Genomic DNA, 17688 nt, shown 5'->3' with positions numbered 1-17688 from the left:
GCGCACGTGCGTCACTCAGGCCGCGCGCCCGATGCGACTCCACTGTACCGAGCCCGCCGGAATCGAGCGCGGTTCCGCACGCACGGCTTGCGTGGCAAAGGTTTCATGACGCAGTTCGCCGTGTTCGTCGAACCACTCACAGATCAGCCAGTCGCCCGGACTGCGTGCAACCGGACCTGCATACGTCACGGTCATGCGCGGGCCCCCTTCTTTTAACTTGACGACGTCGCCCACGTTGAAGGCGGCGGATGTTGTCTGGAATGCGTCAATGGTAGCGGTCAGCATCTTGGGTCCCCCTATCTTGAGCGTTTTTAAGTTGAGCCCGGCTTTAACGACTTCGACCTGTTGAATGGGTACTCTAAAGTTTAGACAGATTAACAATCGAATTTAAACGCGGCAAGCGCTTTTTATTGATACCGTTTTCACTGAACCGAGGTTGATGCCAAACGGTTAAAGTTCCCCGGCATTCCAAAACATTCGCCGCGAAAACTTGCGGCTAACCCTATGTGCGGTACCGCACAAATGCAAGAGTTACTGCCGGCGGTTTGCAGGCCGGTAGAAAATACGACGCCGGTTTCCTCTGATTAGAAAATCTGACGCGATAGCGCTGAGCCGTTAATCAGAAAGACCTGTTTGATCTAAATCAGAATTACCTTTGAACGAGTAGATCGCCGGTAAATGCCACGTAATTCGTTATACCGCTTCGTTCAAATTGAACGATTTTCCTGAGCGAACCAACTAATGAAAACGATTACCAACGGCTTAATTTCAAACCGCTGGAGCGACTGAGCGCCGTACGCTTTGCTGATGACGCACCAGCAGCACGCTCAGGCCGATACACACGAACATCAGCGCGGCATTGATAGCAAGGCTCAACTGAAACGCGTGTGCATAAGACGCGGGTGCCGCGCTGCCACCGAGCGCCCCGAAGAACGCGCCGCTCACCGCCGCGGTGCCGAACGCGGAGCCGATCTGCAACGTCGACGACACCACCCCCGATGCCAGCCCGGCCTTCTCGGGCACCACCTCCTGCAGCACGATGCGCATGATCGACGGCAACAGCAGACCATGTCCGACACCCGCGCACACCAGCCCGCAGTAGAACAGCAGATCGGGCGTCGCAGATCGAGTCGCGGACCAGCCGGTCACGGTGAAGCCCAGCGTCATCATCGAGAAACCGAGCGTCAGCACATGCGCGCCGATGCGCTTGACCACGGCCGGCGACGTCAGCGGCCCGATCACGAAGCCGAGCGCGAACGGCATGATCGCGATGCCCGACGCGAGCGGCGTCCAGTGCAGGCCGGTCTGCAGGAAGATGCCGTAGGTCAGGAAGAACGCGCTGTTGCAATAGAACAGGAATGCGAGCACTAGACCGAGCGCGAACGCGCGATTGCGGAACAGTTGCAGATCGACGAGCGGATGGCCACCGCCGCGCTCGACGCGCCGTTCGGTCGCGACGAACAGCGCGAACACCGGCACCGCGAGCGCGAACATCGCGAAAGTCCACGCGGGCCAGCCGGCTTCGCGGCCGTGCGTCATCGGATAAATGACCAGCAGCAGCACCGCCGACAGCAGCGCAACGCCCTTCAGATCGACGCCGGTATGAGTGGCCGGCTGGTTCTCCGGCACGAACTTCCATGTGCCGATGAACGCCGCAATGCCGATCGGGATGTTGATCAGAAAGATCACGCGCCAGTCGAGCCCGAACGGGTGATACGTGATAAGCGCGCCGCCGCCGAGCTGCCCGACGATCGACGACAAGCCGAACACGAAGCCATACAGACTCATCACGCGCGTCTGCTGATGCAACGGTACGACCGCGCGAATCGTCGCGAGCACTTGCGGCGCCATCACCGCGGCCGCGATGCCTTGCACGATGCGCGAGATCACCAGCATACGGCCGCTCGTCGCGAAGCCGCACAACGCCGACGCGATCACGAATGCCGCCATGCCCGTCATGAACATGCGACGGCGGCCGAACAGATCGCCGAGGCGGCCGCCCGTGATCAGCAGCACCGCGTAGGCCGACGCATAGGCCGATACGACGAGTTGCAGCTGTGCGTCGCTCGCGTTCAGGCCCGTGTGAATCGACGGCAGCGCCAGGTTGACGATGAAGTAATCGAGCGGCGCGAGAAAGGCGCCGACGAACAGCACCGCGAGCGCGAGCGCCTGGCGCGGGAAACCGGGCGCCGCCGCTTTGGCGGCGACAGCCAGGCCTACCATCGCTGGTCCAGGGCCGGTCACGGCCCCAGCTGCGCTCCCCGCGCCGCTAGCGGATCCACCGAATGCCGCCGGAGCGGACTTGATTGCTTCGCTTTTCATGACCGACCGTTCAAAAAATAGTTAAAAAATTTGCGGCTGTTTCGCGAACGAGTTGCTAAACCAGCGCGCGCATCGCCACATCGACGATAGCGATCAGCGCATCTTGCTGTTGCGCGACCCGTCCCATCACCCGCAGGCCCTGCATCACGCATAACAGGAAATCGCCGACGGCTTTTTCGTCGAGTGTCGAATCGAACGCGCCGCTCGCCTGCCCGCGAATCACCGCCGCCGCGAGCAGGGTCGCCATGCGCCGCTGAATCGCGGCGACGCGCGCGCGCAGCAATTCGTCATCGGGCTGCATTTCGAGCGTCGCATTCGTGATGAAACAGCTGCGCCGGCCGCTCAACGCGCACGACACCCGCGCGTAGTGCAGCAGCGCGTCGCGCAGCGCCTGCTCTGGATCAGCCGTCGCGCTCAGCCGCTGCGCAAGCCGTGCGACCGCGCCTTCCGAGTAATGATCCAGCGCGGCGAGCATGATGCCGTGCTTGTCGCCGAACACGCCGTACAGGCTGCCGCGCAGCAGACCGGTGGCCTTGCAAAGATCGTCGATCGACGTCGCGTGGTAGCCGTGATCCCAGAACACCTGGCTTGCGTTCGTCAGCACGGTGTCCGTGTCGAACTCTCGCGGACGGCCGCGCTGGGATGTTTCGCCGGCTTTTTTCGCGGCTTGCCTGGAATGACTCAATTGCGATGACCTCGTTGCTACGTTCGCGTCGGTCTGTGGATATTATGACTGGGTGTTCAATAAATCAAGGACGGCCTTCCGTAGGCCTACTCGCGTCGGGGTCATCCGTTCATTCCGACTACCGCGATGAAAAAGCCGGCGGCGGGCATCGCCCTTCGCCGGCTTCGTTGCGCTGAAAGTGACAGCAAAGGCTTAGGTCTCCAGCTTCGCATCCATCGTAATCGTTGCATTCAGTACCTTCGACACCGGGCAACCGGCCTTCGCGTCCGCCGTGGCCTTGTCGAACGCGGCCTTGTCTGCGCCCGGAATCTTTACGGTGACGTCGAGATGCACCGCGGTGATCGTGAAGCCGCCGCCGTCCTTGTCGAGCGTGACGGTGGCCGTGGTGCCGATCCGCTCCGGCGTGATGTTGGCCTTGCCCAGCTCCGCCGACAACGCCATCGAGAAACACCCCGCATGCGCAGCCGCGATCAGCTCTTCCGGATTCGTGCCGATGCCGTCCGCGAAGCGCGTCGCGAACGAGTATTGGGTGTCCTTCAGGACGCCGCTGTCGGTGGAAATCGAGCCCTTGCCGTTCTGCAGGCCGCCTTGCCAGACTGCCGATGCCTTGCGCTTCATTGCTCTCTCCTGTTGATGCCTTGCCGCGCACGCTGCTCGACCGAAAATGACGCCCGCCGCGGCGGTCCGCCCGGATGTGTCCGCGCCTGGGCATCGGTCGCAGGTGCCGCGCGGCTTGCAGGCGCGGGCGTGGACCGGATTTCATCATAGGCGCTTCCGTGTTTCGGCGCGGAAAAACGCCTTTTTTGCTATCTCAAAACCCGCAACAATATTTCACCAGAAAGCCGCTTTTTTGCCGACCTCGTAAGAAATAGACTGCATTCGACGGATCGGGAATGCAGTTCAAGCCGGTCCACCACACAATCAATTGGAGGTCGTCATGAAATCGCTTCTTTCCGCAGTTGTCGTCGCATCCGCTCTTATCGTTCCGGCAGTGTCATTCGCCCAGCAGGCAAACGGTCCGATCACGCGCGCTCAGGTGCACGCCGAACTCGTAGCCGCGCAAAAAGCGGGCCTTCTGAACCAGAACGACACCACGTATCCGAAGGCCGTGCCGCAGGACTCGACGATCGTCACCGCTTCGGCGGAGGGTACGCAGGATGTCGGCGGCGCGAAGGCCAGTTCGTCGGAAGCAGGTGCGCCGGCGACGGTGCAGCAACGTCTCTTTTCGACGTATCGCGGTAACTAAAAGGTGGTAACCAAGCGTCCTTAACTAAGCGTGATAACCAGGCACGCTGGCAGTTAAGGCAGCACGCAGTAAAAAGCCCCGGTTGCGAAGTTCGGCAACCGGGGCTTTTTTCGTTGGCGCGTGCGGCGCTGCTGCGCGGCCGCTCGTTGGTAAAGACGCTATTCGGGAAACGGCAGGCTTTGCTGTCCCACTGCGCGCATGTCGAACACGTTCAGCGTCATCGCGACCAGCGCGTAGTAGCCGAGCAGGCCGACCAGGTTGATCACGACCTGATGCCCGAACCGCCGGACCGCCTGCGCATACGTCGCGTCCGATACGCGCCTGGTCTCATACAGTTCGCTTGCGAAGTCGTAGATCAGTGCGTCGTCGGCATCGGCGAACTCGGGGCGGCGCCCCTGGCGGATCGTCTCGGCGTCCGCAGCAGCCACGCCCGCCTGCAGCGCGATCGGATAGTGGATGTGCCACTCCGCCTGGGCCTGCCAGCGCGAAGCGGTGACCAGAATCGCGAGTTCCGACAGCCGCAGCGGCAGCCCGGTCTGGTAGCGGCAAAACGCGCCGAGGCGTTGCGCGTGCTGCGCAAGTTCCGGGCTATGGATCCAGCCGAGGAACGGCCCGTTCAGGTTGCCGCGCGGGCCGGACAGGATTTCGTCGAGCACCGCCTTCTGCTCGGGCGTGGCGGTGGACATCTCGAAGTGAGGCAAGCGCTCGGTCATCATGGTTCTCGCTAAGGGCAATGGTTCGGAACAGCTTAGACGGCGCCGAGCGACGCGCCGATCGCATCGTCGAGGCGGCTGACGATCACGTCGATGTCGCGCTCCGTGCAGATGAACGGCGGCGCGATCAGCACGTGGTCGCCGCTCTTGCCGTCGACGGTGCCGCCCATCGGATACACCATCAGGCCGCGCGCGAACGCTTCGCGTTTGATCGTTGCGTGCAGTTTCAGTTTGGCGTCGAACGGCTCCTTGGTACCGCGATCCTTCACGAGTTCGACGCCGACGAACAAGCCGCGCCCGCGCACGTCGCCGATATGCGGGTGCTGCGCATAGAGCTCGCGCAGCCGGCCGCGCAACTGCTCGCCACGCGCCTGCACGTTCGCCAGCAGATTGTCTTCCGCGATCACGCGCTGCACTTCGAGCGCGGCCGCGCACGCGGTCGCATGGCCGATATAGGTATGGCCATGCTGAAAGAAGCCGGAGCCGCCGACGATCGTCTGATAGATGCGGTCGCTGACCAGGGTCGCGCCGATCGGCTGATAACCCGCGCCAAGGCCCTTGGCGATGGTCAGCATATCCGGCGCCACGCCGTCTTCGTCGCACGCGAACAGATAACCGGTGCGGCCCATGCCCGACATGATCTCGTCGAGAATCAGCAGCACGCCGTAGCGGTCGCACACCGCGCGGATCTTGCGGAAGTATTCGCGCACCGGCGGGACCGCGCCCGCCGTGGCGCCGACCACCGTTTCCGCGACGAATGCGGCGACCGTGTCCGCGCCGAGTTCGAGAATCTTCTGCTCGAGTTCATCGGCCAGACGCTGCGCGAACGCTTCTTCGGTTTCGTCCGCGCGCTGTTCGCGATACGCGTAGCACGGGCTCACGTGATGCGCTTCGATCAGGATCGGCAGGAACGGCTCGCGGCGCCATGCATTGCCGCCAATCGCGAGCGCGCCGAGCGTGTTGCCGTGATAGCTCTGCCGACGCGCGATGAAATGACGCCGCTGTGTCTCGCCCTTCTCGACGAAATACTGACGCGCGAGCTTCAGCGCCGCCTCGATCGCCTCCGAGCCGCCCGACACGAAGTACACGTGCTCGAGTCCGGCCGGCGCGCTTGCCACGAGCCGGTCGGCCAGTTCCTCGGCCGGCTCCGTCGTGAAGAACGACGTGTGCGCGTACGGCAGCTGTTGCGCCTGCCGCTTGATCGCGTCGATCACGCGCTGGTTGCTGTGGCCGAGGCACGACACGGCGGCGCCGCCCGACGCGTCGATATAGCGCTTGCCCGTGGAGTCGATGATTTCGAGACCGTCGCCCGCGACGGCCACCGGCAAGGACTGCTTCGGAGAACGATGAAAAACGTTGGTCATGATGTTCAGCTCCTGCTGATGGAGGTGCGGACTGAGACGCAGTCCGGCTCGGGCGTCGCGCACGCGATGAAAGTGTCGAACACGCATTGCCGCTGGCGATACGCCTCATCGACACGCCCGCACTGCCGATGCCGGACAGCACGGTCGCTAAGGTGTTTTCGTCGTCGGAATCGTGCGGATCGTCGCTGCATCAACGCCACAGGCCGCACCGATATTCAACAATCGGTACGTATTTATACGCCCATACAACATTTGTTGTCAAACGTTGTTGGACGGCACCAGCTGGAGCGTGGCGTGCCCTCACGCAATCGTTCAAGGCACGTACGCGCCCTTCGCATGCAGCGATTGTTCGGCGAGCGCGAGCTGCTCGAGCGCATCCGCGCCTTCGAGCGCGAGCAGATGCGCGACCAGCGCTTCGGTGATCGCGGTGGCGGCCACCAGCGACGGAAAGAACGACGGGCTTTCGTGCGAGAAGATCAGCACCTTGTCGGCGTTCAGCGCGATCGGCGACACCGCGCTGTCGGTGATGGCGATCAGCTTGCTGCCTTTTTCGAGCGCGGCCTCGGCGACCCGCGCGGCTTCGACCGAATACGGCGCGAAGCTGATGACGATGGTCGCGCTGTCGCGCTCGATCGTGCGCAGCTGCATTTCGAGCGTGCCGGCCTCGCCGTTGAGCAGCGATACCGACGGCCGAAACAGCCGGTAGCCATAGACGAGACCGAACGCCACCGGATAACACGAGCGGAAGCCCGCCACGTGAACGTGCGGCGCGCGCCGCAATACCCGCGCGGCCTCGACGATCACGCGACCGTTATGCGCGGCGGTCGTTTCGAGATTGTGCTGTTGTGCGACGAGCAGGTCGTTCGCGAGCGCATCTTTCGATTTGACCATCGAGCGCGCCCGGCTCGTCAACGGCTCGGGCCGCGTGCGCACGCGCGCGACGAACAGATCGCGCAATTCGTTCCAACCGGGAAAGCCCAGTTGCTGCGACAGCCGCACCAGCGACGCCGGCTGCACCCGCGCGCGCTCGGCCACCTTGCGCATCGACGACACCGCGACCTCGTCCGGGTGATCGAGCAGGAAGCCCGCCCCCATCTGGAACTGCGGGCTCAGTTCGGGGAAGCGCGCCCGGATCAGGGCGACGAGCTGATCGAAGCTGTCTGGCATGTTGAGGTGGCGCGGCGCCGGGGTAAGAGATGACAACAAATGTTACCACCGGGTAGCAGTGTTTCAACGGCGCGAAGACGCTCTGGCGCCCTTAAGTTACTCCAGATTGCGCGGCCGAGGTCGGCGGGATCGCGCCAGTCCGCAGACAGCGCAAGCGCGGCGCCGCCGAGTTCCGTGGCAGCGGCTTCCAGCCGCGACGAGTTTGTTCCGATCACCCGTAAGCTCACTCCACCAGCGCTTCCCGATGCGCGTCGACGAAGTCAGCCATGCTGTTGAAGCGGAAGTCGAGGTTCGGCTGCGAGCCCGGGTCCATCGTCGCGCCGAAGCCCGGCTGCGAATGACGACGGTAAATCCAGCACGACGCCAGCCCGAACTCGATTGCGGGCTTGTGGTCATGAAAAAGGCTTTCTGCGGTGTGAAGGATTTTTCCCTTCCTGATGCCCCGCTGATCGAGCTTCTGAAGCATGTACTCGAAGTTGCGCGGCGACGGCTTGTAGGAGCCGACGTCCTCCGCCGTGATGATCGCGTCGAACTCAACCTGCAGCCTGGCGTTGCTGTAGGTGAAACTTTCGTTGTCGATGTTCGACAGGATGACCAGCTTGTAGTGCTGCTTCAGATATTGCAGCGCGGCCGCCGAATCGGGGAATGCCGGCCAGTTTCTGATCGAGCGACCGTACGCCACGCATTCTTCGTGGGTGTAGGGCAGGCCCCATTCTTCTGCCATGCGCTTATACACGATGGACAGCAGTTCCTGATAGCGCTTCGCGGGCGTGAATATCTGCTGCGACGACTCGTGGCGAGCATGCGCTTCCAGAACCTGGTCGCGCGTGAGCGGCGTCCGGGCTCGCTCCAGCAGAGGCTGCAGGGCTTCAAGGATGCCACTCTCCCAGTCGATCAAGGTGCCGTAGCAGTCAAAAGTCAGTGCCTCGAAATCGGTCAGTTTCACGACTCCCTCCTGTCAGATGTCCATGAGGAAAATCACAATGGATTGAGCAACTGCCGGAACCAGAACTTTAATGCAGCAGCGAAGCGACAGCGTCATTGCTCTTCGCAAACCCTGGCGTTTTCCCGAATGCGATCCCGCGCCGAAGCGGAGCTAATCTGATCAACCCGGTCCAACACCTGGAGACTTTATGCGCCCCCTCGTCATAACAATGGCTGTCCTGACAGCCGCCGGCATCTCCGCATCCGTCAACGCTCAATCGGTGGTCACCCTCGGTCACTCGGCTCCGCTCACAGGCCCGCAGGCGCCGAACGGAAAGGACAACGAGAACGGCGCCCGCCTCGCTATCGACGAACTCAACAAGAGCGGTGTCACGGTTGCTGGCCAGAAGGTAACGTTCAAACTGGACTCCGAGGACGATCAGGCAGACCCGAAGATCGGCGTTCAGGTCGCGCAGAAACTCGTCGACAGCGGCGTGATCGCCGTGCTGGGCCCGTACAACTCGGGCGTGGCGATTCCGGCATCGCGCGTCTATAACACGGGTGGCGTACCGATGCTGCCGGTTGCGTCCAATCCGGCGCTGACGAAGCAAGGCTTCAAGAACATCTTCCGTATCGGCGCGAGCGACGAGCAGCTAGGCGGGACGATGGGCCAGTTTGCGGCCAGGACATTGAAGGCCAAGACCGCCGCGGTGATCGACGACCGCACGGCCTATGGGCAAGGCGTGGCCGAGCAGTTCATCAAAGAGGCCAAGGCAAACGGAATTCAGATCGTGGACCAACAGTTCACGAACTCGTCGGCGACTGACTTCCTCGGCATTCTGACCAGCATCAAGGCGAAGAATCCGGATGTCGTCTTTTTCGGCGGATACGCTGCTCAGGGCGCGCCGATGGCCAAGCAGATGCGCGCACGCGGACTGCGTGCCAAGCTGCTTGGCGGCGATGGCATTTGCTCGGCCGATATGGGTAAGGTCGCCGGTGACGCGGCCTCCATCGTATATTGCGCCCAAGGCGGCATTGCGCTCGACAAGACCCCAGCCGGCCGTGAGTTTCTGCAGAAATACAAGACCGCCTTCAACACCGACACGCAGGTCTATGCGGTCAGCTATTACGACGGCGTAAAACTGCTGGCCGATGCAATGGTCAAAGCGGGCACCACGACCGACAAGGCAAAGCTGACCGCCCAGTTGGCAAAGACCGACTACAAGGGTGTGGCAGGCACCTACTCGTTCGATGAAAACGGCGATCTGAAGGGCGCACCCACGACCGTCTATGTAATCAGAAACGGCCTTCCGGTGCCGTACGGGCAGTAACGTTCAATCGAGTAACCCCAACGCACCCATGAAAATCACCCGCACTATTTCAACAGTCGAGGTTCATACCGGCGGCGAAGCGTTCCGTATCGTGACGAGCGGGCTGCCTCGTCTTCCCGGCGACACCATCGTCAAGCGTCGCGCGTGGCTGAAAGAGAACGCCGACGAAATTCGTACCGCGCTGATGTTCGAACCGCGTGGTCATGCGGACATGTACGGCGGATACCTGACCGAACCCGTTAGCCCCACGGCAGACTTCGGCATCATCTTCGTCCACAACGAGGGTTATAGCGACCACTGCGGGCACGGCGTGATCGCGCTGTCCACCGCGGCGGTCGAGTTGGGGTGGGTTCAGCGCCAGATTCCCGAGACCCGCATTGGCATCGACGCTCCTTGTGGCTTCATCGAGGCCTTCGTGCAATGGGATGGTGAACACGCCGGCAACGTACGTTTCGTGAACGTTCCATCGTTCATCTGGGAACCGGATGTCACGGTTCAGACGCCGTCGTTTGGCACGGTCAGGGGTGACATCGCGTTCGGTGGTGCCTTCTACTTCTATACGGACGGTGCACCGCACGGCCTCGCAGTCCGCGAGTCTTCAGTCGAGGAACTCATCAGGTTTGGCGCCGAGGTAAAACAAGCCGCAAATCACGCTTACCCGGTTGAGCATCCCGACATCCCGGAAATCAACCACATCTACGGCACCATCATTGCCAATGCGCCGCGGCACGAAGGCTCCACGCAAGCCAATTGTTGCGTGTTCGCCGACCGTGAGGTGGACCGTTCGCCCACCGGCTCAGGGACGGGCGGGCGCGTCGCGCAGCTCTATCTGCGTGGCGAACTTGCCATGAACGAGACGCTCGTCAACGAGTCCATCATCGGCACGGTCTTCAAGGGGCGCGTACTCAGCGAGACGACCGTCGGCGACTTCAAGGCGGTCATCCCCGAGGTCGAGGGCAGCGCCTATGTTTGCGGCTTGGCAACCTGGATCGTGGACGAGCGTGACCCGCTAACTTACGGTTTCCTCGTCCGATAATCGGCTCAAGCTCTCCTCCGGTTCCGAAGCGCGAAGTACATACCGGCCCCGAGCGCAACGAGCAGGACCACGATCAGGCCGCCCCCCATGCCGGGCAGACCTGTCATGCTGCTGGTCGCACTGGGCGCCGCAGAGGCAGCCACCGGCGCTGAAGCCACCGGCGCGACGGGTTGCGGAAGCGCCACACCGGCGGCACTACCTTGACGTACCAGAGAAGCCTCCGATGTCGGCGAGGCCGGGGACGCCTGCGGCACTTCAGGCGCGGACGCGACAGCAGGCGCTTGCGGATTGGGTCCGACAGGCGCCATCGTGGTTTGCGAAGGCACCACGACAGATGCGGCCGCCTGAGGACCGGCTTCGAGCGCCCGCGCCAGCGTCTTCCACTTGTCGAATACGCCATCCACGCAGTGCACGTCGATACACGCGTTGCGCGCGTGCCGCCACTGCGCCAGCTGCGCGGACGACAGTTTGCCGCTGCCGAGCAGTGCCTGTTGCTGCGCGAAGATGTCGTCGTACTCGTTGTTCAGGATCGCGTGATCGCAAATGACGCGCTCAGCGGGTTGCTGTGTGGTTGCACACTGAATGTCGTTCGCCGCCGCCGCGGTCGAAGCCAACGCCGCCAGGGATAGCAGCAATACTCCAATACGTCGTGCCAGGTGCACCCGTCCTCCGAGAATGTGAGCGTCAAAGTCCAGGCACCACGATGAATCCGCCCGACTCGTCACCGTATGTATCGACTCTGCCTTCCAGCAGATAACGTGCCGCCAACGCGCATAGGGCCGCGTCGACATGGTCGATCGATGTCAGCGGTGCAGTCGCGATGCCTTCCCGTTCGAGAATAGCCCGGCGCTGCGGGCCCTTTTGCTTCGCGGATGCGACGTCCGTCCCGAGAAAAGCGCACGTGATCGCGTGAGGAAACGTTTCGAAGCACACGCGACCCGTGATTTCTTTGCCGCCCCCGAAAAGCGCAAAGTGCGCGGCGAATGCGTCGTAGACGCGCTCGCCGTTGAACATCCATCCATAGAAGCCGCTTTTGCTGGCCATCGCCAGTTCGCGAGCCGGTGTCGCAAACGAAAAGATGCGCTGCCGCGCGAGTGCCTTGTCGGCAAGCCTTCCCGCGGCGCCCGTTCGCCAACGACACGGCGCATCGATGCCGACCGCCGCCACCTCGTGCGCGCGACACCGCTCGAGCATCTGTTCGGCGGTCGCGTTGGCGAGATTGCACAGCATCCGGGTGCCGCGCAGGATGACCAGATGGTTGCCCTTCCGGTCCCCGCCGACATCGATGCCCGCGACGGTCGGCGGCGTCAAAGCAGCGCCACCACCCTCACATCGCCCTGCTCCGCCGACGCCACCACCTTCTCGCCGATCCGGCGGAACGTGATCGACACCGACGAATCCCCGACCCGCAGATCGCTGACCTCGAGCCAGTCGATACCTTCGGGAAGCATCGGCTGTTCGATCAGCACTTCGCGGCGCTCGGCGTCGATCGTGATGCCCAGACACGCCTCGAGCATCATGAACGGCGAACCGGCCGCCCATGCCTGCGGCAAACACGCGACTGGATAGGCCGTGGGCGGCTCGCCGCGGCGTCGCGGGAAGCCGCAGAACAGTTCCGGCAAGCGCATGTCGAAATTGACCGCGGCCTCGAACAGCGCCTGCAGCAGTTTCACGGCCGACCCCTTGGCGCCATAGCGCGACAGCCCGCGCGCGCATAGCGCGTTGTCATGCGGCCAAACCGAGCCGTTGTGATACGCCATCGGATTGAAGCGCGCCTGGCTCGCCGCCAGCGTGCGCACGCCCCAGCCGGTATGAAACAGCGTCGAGTCGAGCGCGCGCACCAACGCTTCGCCGCGCTCGCGCGTGGGCAGGCCGAACGCCAGCAGATGCCCCGCGTTCGATGCCATCACGCGACACAGCTCGCCATGACCGTCGAGCGCGATGCCGTAAAAGCCGACCTCGTCCATCCAGTATTTTTCTTCGACGCAGCGACGAATCTTCTTCGCGCGCTCCGCATACTGCGCGGCCGCGTCGCGCAGACCGCGCAGCTTCGCGAAGCGCGCCATCGTGTCGAAGGCGGCGCTCGCATAGGCCTGCACTTCGACGAGCGCGATCGGGCCGTCGGGGAAGCGCCCGTCCGCATGAAACACCGAGTCGTGACTATCTTTCCAGCCCTGATTCGCGAGGCCGCCATCCGATTCGCGCTGGTAATCGAGCAGTCCGTGCCGGTTCTTGTCGCATACGCCCGCGACCCACTGCGCCGCGCGTTCGAGCGCGGGCCACAATTCATCGATCAACGCGACGTCGCCAGTGCGGGCCGCGTAGGCGCCGGCCAGCACGATGAACAGCGGCGTGGTGTCGACTCCGCCGTAGTACAGCGCGAACGGCACTTCGCCGGCCGCGGCCATTTCGCCCTTGCGCATCTCGTGCATGATCTTGCCCGGCGCGGCGTCGCGAAACGGCGAGTTCTCGCGCGCCTGATGCTCTGCGAGAAAGCGCAGCACGCCGGCCGCGAGATGCGGCTGCAGCCACAGCGTTTGCAGCGACGTGATCACCGCGTCGCGGCCGAACGGGGTCGAAAACCATGGGATGCCCGCGTACGGGTAGGGGCCGGTCGCGAGATCCGTCGTCAGCAGTTCGAGGTCGGCGAACGAACGGTCGATCCATGCGTTGAACAGCGGGTTGCTCGTACGCACGCGCGCGCTCGCGCGGCGTCGCTCGCGCATCACCAGGTGGGCATCCACCAAGGCCGCGCGTACCGCTGCTCGGCCGACGCGCGGGCGTTCCGCGTCGATCTGCGACATATGCGCTTCGCTCAGCGCGTGCACGGGCTGCGACACGTCGGCGCCGGGCCTGCTGCTCATCGGCACGACGTGCACGGCCACCGACAGATAGATCGACACGCACGCCTGCGCGGGCAGCTTGACGGTGTAGTCGGCGCGGTCGGCGAACAGCTTGTCCGGCTGCGGGGAGAACGCGATCTGCACGTTGCGCGCGACGTCGTCGAGACCGACATAGCCGAGCAGCACCTGCTGATTCTCGACACGCGCGGGCTGCACGCGACCCTGTTTGTCGCGCTTCAGGCCGCGCACTTCGAACATGTCGCGGAAATCGCTGGAAAATGAAATGGACAGCGGCACGGTCGCATCGCGCGTGCCGTAGTTCGTGAGCTCGATCGCCTCGTTGAGCACGGTGCCCGACAGCACGCGCACACGCTGGACGTGGATCACGCCTTCAGGCGTGCTGTCGCCGCCGAGCGGCGGCAGCGGGCGGTTGGTCAGATGCGCGGTGAACGTGGTGTTGTCACTGCTGACGCTGCCCGACAGCAGCGACGGCGCGCGCCCGCCGAAGGTCAGCCGCAGTTGCGACATCACGCGGGTGTCGTTGACGAACAGGCCGTCGTCGTGACCGGTGATATCGCCGAGCGGATCGTTGACGATGAAGGTGTCGCCCGACTTGAGCACGTGCTGCGTGGCGCTCGCGACGTTGAGGTTTTCCGTCGGGATGAAGACGCCGTCCTGCTCGGGATCGCGATGATCGACGCCGCCCGAGTGGGTCAGCCCGCCGAGGGCTTCTGGCTGCTGTTTCAAGGTCGCTCCTATGAATTCGCTGCTGCTTTCAGTTGCACTTCGGGTCTCGCCTCGGATTCGCCGCCGGGTTGGCCAGCCCATCCGATTGTAGAGGCTCTGAGGGCGTCAGACGAAGTTATCGCGTAGGAGTTTCGGCTTTTTGCGCCATTTTTTTGACGCCGTTTTCGGTGGCACAGGACGTGCAGGCGGCGGGATGCGCGGAATGCAAAAACCCACGGCCTCTTGAGCCGTGGGTTCGGGACCGTCGTTAAACGCGTTGTTGGACGTCTATCCGGCCTGTTACCGCTTTGCAATGGGTTTCGCCTCGCGCAACGTCTCGCCGATGAACAGCTGACGCGGACGACCAATCTTCTGCTCAGGATCAGCGATCATTTCGTTCCACTGCGCGATCCAGCCGACCGTACGCGCCATCGCGAAGATACACGTGAACATCGACGTCGGAATGCCCAGCGCGCGCTGCACGATACCCGAGTAGAAGTCGACGTTCGGGTACAGCTTGCGCGACACGAAGTATTCGTCTTCGAGCGCGATCTTTTCGAGTTCCATTGCGAGCTTGAACAGCGGGTCGCCGTGCAGACCCAGCTCCTCGAGCACTTCGTGGCAGGTTTCGCGCATCAGCTTCGCGCGCGGGTCGTAGTTCTTGTACACGCGGTGGCCGAAGCCCATCAGCTTCACGCCCGAGTTCTTGTCCTTCACCTGCTTGATGAACTCGGGAATGTTGTCGACCGAGCCGATTTCTTCCAGCATGTTCAGCGCGGCTTCGTTCGCGCCGCCGTGCGCCGGGCCCCACAGACACGCGATACCCGCTGCGATACAAGCGAACGGATTCGCACCCGACGAACCGGCCAGACGCACGGTCGACGTCGACGCGTTCTGCTCGTGGTCCGCGTGCAGGATCAGGATGCGGTCGAGCGCGCGCACCAGCACGTCGTTGACCTCGTACTCCTCGGCCGGATTCGCGAACATCATGCGCATAAAGTTCGCGCTGTACGACAGGTCGTTCTTCGGATACACGAACGGCTGATCGATGCTGTACTTGTAAGCCATCGCGACCAGCGTGGGCAGCTTCGCGATCATGCGGATCGCCGATAGGTCGCGATGCTGCTGGCTCGTGATGTCGAGCGAGTCATGGTAGAACGCCGACAGCGCGCCGACTGCGGCAACCAGAATCGCCATCGGGTGCGCATCGCGACGGAAGCCGCGGAAGAAGAACTGCATCTGCTCGTGCACCATCGTGTGCTGCTTGACGGTGTTCTCGAACTCGGCTTTCTGCTGCGCGTTCGGCAGTTCGCCCTTCAGCAGCAGGTAGCAGGTTTCGAGGAAGTCGGCGTTCTGCGCGAGGTTGTCGATCGAATAGCCGCGGTACAGCAGCTCGCCCTTGTCGCCGTCGATATACGTGATTTCGGAGTTGCACGCCGCCGTCGACATGAAGCCCGGGTCGTACGTGAATCTGCCGGTCTGGCCGTACAGCTTGCGGATGTCGATGACGTCGGGGCCGAGCGAGCCCTGATAGATCGGCAGATCGATGGTCTGGTCGCTGTCGGAAAAGCTCAGCGTTGCGTGTGACTTCGAGTTCATCTACGTGTTCCTTTTGCTTGATACCGCAGTCGTACCGGCATGCATCGCGGTCGTACGGCGAGGCGCGACCTCGGCGCTCTCGAACCAGTACAGGCATGCTCAGGTTCCGCTGCGCATTCTACGGGCCGGCGTGTCGTTGATTGCGTCGATTGCTCGCAACAGACCATCTCCGCGGGCGCAACATTCGTTGTTGGCATGGGGCGCTGGCATCGCGCTGCCGATGAAAGTTGTTCGAAAGTCGGAACACCAGTTGCAACAATGTTTTGCTGCCAGCAGACTGCGTCGGGCTGGGTCCGTCTGCGATACTCGGTGTGTGCATTGATGCTTGCGGCCCGCGATTCGAAGCGGGCTTTTTTGGTCACACAGAAACGCAGGACGAATACAAATGAATGCCTCTCTCGAAACGCTGTTTCCGGATCACGTCCATACCGAAGGCCACACGGTCACCGCGCTGAATCATCAGGACATCGTCGTCGCGTTGTCGGCGGCGCTGAAGACGCAGAACGTCGCGGTGCTGCACATGCTCTATCCGCGCACCGACGCGCGCACGCATCGCAGTCTCGACGCGCTCGTCGACGTGCTGCATGGACACGGCCTGCATGAAGTCGCGGATCTGATCGCGCGGGAAGCGCACTACCTGTTGTTCACGGACCCGGTGAAGGCATGGAAGGTGTTCCACGAAATCCGCAACGATTCGCTCGCGATCGGCGTGCATCTGTACTATCACGGGCTCGTCGGCGAAGCGGCCGAACGCGCGCTCGACAAGGACGCGCATCGCAAGGCTTGATGCAGTCAACGGGCGATCGGCGGCGACGCGCGCCGGCCGATCGCCGTTGATCCTCGCTTCACTTCCTCAGCGCGCGCTCACCGCCTGAATGAATTCATCCACGTAACGATTGAACGCGGACGGATGCGCGAGGTTCATGCCGTGCGACGCACCGCGTACGGTTTCGCGGCGCGCATCGGGCAACCATCCCTGCAACGCCGTCACCGTGCGGTGGAACATGTCGGGACTTTTCTCGCCGTCGATCAGCAGCACTGGGCAGCGCAGCTCGGCCGCGTCCTCGGGCACGTAGGCGGGTAGCGGATCGCGGAATTGCCGCGCGAGCGTGTGCGCGTTGTCGGTCGCCATGCGGCGAAAACCCGGCGTGCTCATCGCCCAGAAGCCGGGGCGGCTCACCGAATCGACGAACAGTTGCAAGCCTGCTTCGACCTCGCCGCTTTCTATCAGTTGAGCCGCTTTCGCGCGCAATGCGTTGACCGGCTCCGGCAGGCTCGCGGGCGGACGTCCGGCGATCTGCAGCGGGCCGCCCGGATCGGCGAGCGTCAGCGTGCGCACGTGTTCGGGATGGCGTCGCGCGCAATGATAGGCGACGCAACCGCCGCGCGAATGCCCGACCACATGCGCGGGCCCCGCGCCGAAACCAGCGATGAACTCCGCGACTTCATCGGCGTGGCTGCTCCAGCTGAACGGCAGGTCCGACGCACTGTCGGTGACCGGCCAGTAATGCGTGAGACTGACCGCGATGCTGCGATAGCGCTTCGACAGACCGGCCAGTTGCGGCTGCCAGTAGCGGTAGTCGCACAACGAGCCGTGCACGAACAGCAGCGGTTCGCCGTCGCCGGCCTCGATGTAAGGCATGCGCAAGCCGCTACGTAGATCGATGAAGGATGGTGAGGACAGCGACGAAGCTGAGACGGATTGATTCACGGGTGGTGCGGCGCGACGTCG

The 17688-nt window shown here is 63.2% G+C and carries 17 protein-coding genes; 4 read left to right on the top strand and 13 right to left on the bottom strand.

The features are described from left to right. Positions 1 to 15 precede the first annotated feature (15 nt). The 4 genes from AB4Y34_RS02630 to AB4Y34_RS02615 all read right to left on the bottom strand — a co-directional run bounded on the left by AB4Y34_RS02630 (position 16) and on the right by AB4Y34_RS02615 (position 3625). Positions 16 to 285 (bottom strand): YodC family protein, encoded by a 270-nt coding sequence (locus AB4Y34_RS02630; protein ID WP_176383106.1) that lies wholly within the window; start codon positions 283 to 285, stop codon positions 16 to 18. Between the two features lie 483 nt (positions 286 to 768). Next, positions 769 to 2322 carry an MFS transporter gene (locus tag AB4Y34_RS02625; protein WP_368715149.1) on the bottom strand — a complete coding sequence of 518 codons (1554 nt, stop codon included), beginning with the start codon at positions 2320 to 2322 and terminating at the stop codon, positions 769 to 771. A gap of 55 nt (positions 2323 to 2377) precedes the next feature. Next, positions 2378 to 3007, bottom strand: a complete 630-nt coding sequence (locus AB4Y34_RS02620) for a TetR/AcrR family transcriptional regulator (RefSeq protein WP_368715148.1) — start codon at positions 3005 to 3007, stop codon at positions 2378 to 2380. 192 nt (positions 3008 to 3199) lie between these two features. Then, entirely contained in the window at positions 3200 to 3625 is a 426-nt protein-coding gene (locus tag AB4Y34_RS02615) for an OsmC family protein (protein ID WP_176106089.1), read from the bottom strand. A 319-nt stretch (positions 3626 to 3944) separates the two neighbouring features. On the opposite strand from AB4Y34_RS02615, the gene AB4Y34_RS02610 reads away from it, so the two are divergent. Continuing rightward, positions 3945 to 4253, top strand: coding sequence for a DUF4148 domain-containing protein (locus AB4Y34_RS02610; RefSeq protein WP_368715147.1), 309 nt, complete (start codon positions 3945 to 3947; stop codon positions 4251 to 4253). Between the two features lie 158 nt (positions 4254 to 4411). On the opposite strand, the gene AB4Y34_RS02605 is transcribed toward AB4Y34_RS02610, so the two are convergent. From AB4Y34_RS02605 to AB4Y34_RS02590, 4 genes are all read right to left on the bottom strand, one after another. Further along, on the bottom strand, positions 4412 to 4966 hold the full coding sequence (locus AB4Y34_RS02605) for a carboxymuconolactone decarboxylase family protein (protein ID WP_368715176.1): 555 nt from the start codon (positions 4964 to 4966) through the stop codon (positions 4412 to 4414). Positions 4967 to 5001: 35 nt separating this feature from the next. Then, a complete protein-coding gene (locus tag AB4Y34_RS02600; protein ID WP_368715146.1) occupies positions 5002 to 6330 on the bottom strand; it encodes an aspartate aminotransferase family protein in 1329 nt (442 codons plus the stop codon). Positions 6331 to 6642: 312 nt separating this feature from the next. After that, the gene (locus AB4Y34_RS02595; protein WP_368715175.1) at positions 6643 to 7497 is read right to left on the bottom strand and encodes a MurR/RpiR family transcriptional regulator; all 855 of its coding nucleotides are present in this window, start codon (positions 7495 to 7497) and stop codon (positions 6643 to 6645) included. Between the two features lie 223 nt (positions 7498 to 7720). Further along, positions 7721 to 8443 carry a haloacid dehalogenase type II gene (locus AB4Y34_RS02590; protein ID WP_368715145.1) on the bottom strand — a complete coding sequence of 241 codons (723 nt, stop codon included), beginning with the start codon at positions 8441 to 8443 and terminating at the stop codon, positions 7721 to 7723. Between the two features lie 208 nt (positions 8444 to 8651). Between AB4Y34_RS02590 and AB4Y34_RS02585 the strand changes: the two genes are divergently transcribed. Next, a complete protein-coding gene (locus tag AB4Y34_RS02585; protein WP_368715144.1) occupies positions 8652 to 9752 on the top strand; it encodes a branched-chain amino acid ABC transporter substrate-binding protein in 1101 nt (366 codons plus the stop codon). A gap of 28 nt (positions 9753 to 9780) precedes the next feature. Next, entirely contained in the window at positions 9781 to 10788 is a 1008-nt protein-coding gene (gene lhpH / locus AB4Y34_RS02580) for a trans-3-hydroxy-L-proline dehydratase (RefSeq protein ID WP_368715143.1), read from the top strand. A 5-nt stretch (positions 10789 to 10793) separates the two neighbouring features. On the opposite strand, the gene AB4Y34_RS02575 is transcribed toward lhpH, so the two are convergent. From AB4Y34_RS02575 to gltA, 4 genes are all read right to left on the bottom strand, one after another. Next, positions 10794 to 11450, bottom strand: coding sequence for a hypothetical protein (locus AB4Y34_RS02575; protein WP_368715142.1), 657 nt, complete (start codon positions 11448 to 11450; stop codon positions 10794 to 10796). 22 nt (positions 11451 to 11472) lie between these two features. Further along, positions 11473 to 12099, bottom strand: coding sequence for a DUF429 domain-containing protein (locus tag AB4Y34_RS02570; RefSeq protein WP_368715141.1), 627 nt, complete (start codon positions 12097 to 12099; stop codon positions 11473 to 11475). Further along, positions 12096 to 14378 carry an amylo-alpha-1,6-glucosidase gene (locus AB4Y34_RS02565; protein ID WP_176383122.1) on the bottom strand — a complete coding sequence of 761 codons (2283 nt, stop codon included), beginning with the start codon at positions 14376 to 14378 and terminating at the stop codon, positions 12096 to 12098. Before AB4Y34_RS02565 ends, AB4Y34_RS02570 begins: the two co-directional genes overlap by 4 nt. A gap of 279 nt (positions 14379 to 14657) precedes the next feature. Further along, complete coding sequence (gene gltA / locus AB4Y34_RS02560; protein ID WP_368715140.1) at positions 14658 to 15956, bottom strand: citrate synthase; 1299 nt, start codon at positions 15954 to 15956, stop codon at positions 14658 to 14660. A 385-nt stretch (positions 15957 to 16341) separates the two neighbouring features. Between gltA and AB4Y34_RS02555 the strand changes: the two genes are divergently transcribed. After that, entirely contained in the window at positions 16342 to 16743 is a 402-nt protein-coding gene (locus AB4Y34_RS02555) for a hypothetical protein (RefSeq protein WP_176106175.1), read from the top strand. A gap of 66 nt (positions 16744 to 16809) precedes the next feature. Here the strand turns inward: AB4Y34_RS02555 and AB4Y34_RS02550 are convergent, their stop codons facing one another. Next, positions 16810 to 17598 carry an alpha/beta fold hydrolase gene (locus AB4Y34_RS02550; RefSeq protein ID WP_368715139.1) on the bottom strand — a complete coding sequence of 263 codons (789 nt, stop codon included), beginning with the start codon at positions 17596 to 17598 and terminating at the stop codon, positions 16810 to 16812. Positions 17599 to 17688: the final 90 nt, after the last annotated feature.

This window comes from Paraburkholderia sp. BR10954, assembly GCF_040965775.1.
GTDB lineage: Bacteria > Pseudomonadota > Gammaproteobacteria > Burkholderiales > Burkholderiaceae > Paraburkholderia > Paraburkholderia youngii.
The sequence above is the reverse complement of the archived record's forward strand: the minus strand, read 5'-3'. Positions and strand labels throughout refer to the sequence as shown.

What these genes read in the sequence shown, in the direction of transcription:
- AB4Y34_RS02625 (WP_368715149.1), bottom strand. Translation starts at nt 2,322, where the DNA reads ATGAAAAGCGAAGCAATCAAGTCCGCTCCGGCGGCATTCGGTGGATCC.
- AB4Y34_RS02630 (WP_176383106.1), bottom strand. Translation starts at nt 285, where the DNA reads ATGCTGACCGCTACCATTGACGCATTCCAGACAACATCCGCCGCCTTC.
- AB4Y34_RS02615 (WP_176106089.1), bottom strand. Translation starts at nt 3,625, where the DNA reads ATGAAGCGCAAGGCATCGGCAGTCTGGCAAGGCGGCCTGCAGAACGGC.
- AB4Y34_RS02600 (WP_368715146.1), bottom strand. Translation starts at nt 6,330, where the DNA reads ATGACCAACGTTTTTCATCGTTCTCCGAAGCAGTCCTTGCCGGTGGCC.
- gltA (WP_368715140.1), bottom strand. Translation starts at nt 15,956, where the DNA reads ATGAACTCGAAGTCACACGCAACGCTGAGCTTTTCCGACAGCGACCAG.
- AB4Y34_RS02610 (WP_368715147.1), top strand. Translation starts at nt 3,945, where the DNA reads ATGAAATCGCTTCTTTCCGCAGTTGTCGTCGCATCCGCTCTTATCGTT.
- AB4Y34_RS02585 (WP_368715144.1), top strand. Translation starts at nt 8,652, where the DNA reads ATGGCTGTCCTGACAGCCGCCGGCATCTCCGCATCCGTCAACGCTCAA.
- AB4Y34_RS02605 (WP_368715176.1), bottom strand. Translation starts at nt 4,966, where the DNA reads ATGACCGAGCGCTTGCCTCACTTCGAGATGTCCACCGCCACGCCCGAG.
- AB4Y34_RS02595 (WP_368715175.1), bottom strand. Translation starts at nt 7,497, where the DNA reads ATGCCAGACAGCTTCGATCAGCTCGTCGCCCTGATCCGGGCGCGCTTC.
- AB4Y34_RS02555 (WP_176106175.1), top strand. Translation starts at nt 16,342, where the DNA reads ATGAATGCCTCTCTCGAAACGCTGTTTCCGGATCACGTCCATACCGAA.
- AB4Y34_RS02550 (WP_368715139.1), bottom strand. Translation starts at nt 17,598, where the DNA reads ATGCCTTACATCGAGGCCGGCGACGGCGAACCGCTGCTGTTCGTGCAC.
- lhpH (WP_368715143.1), top strand. Translation starts at nt 9,781, where the DNA reads ATGAAAATCACCCGCACTATTTCAACAGTCGAGGTTCATACCGGCGGC.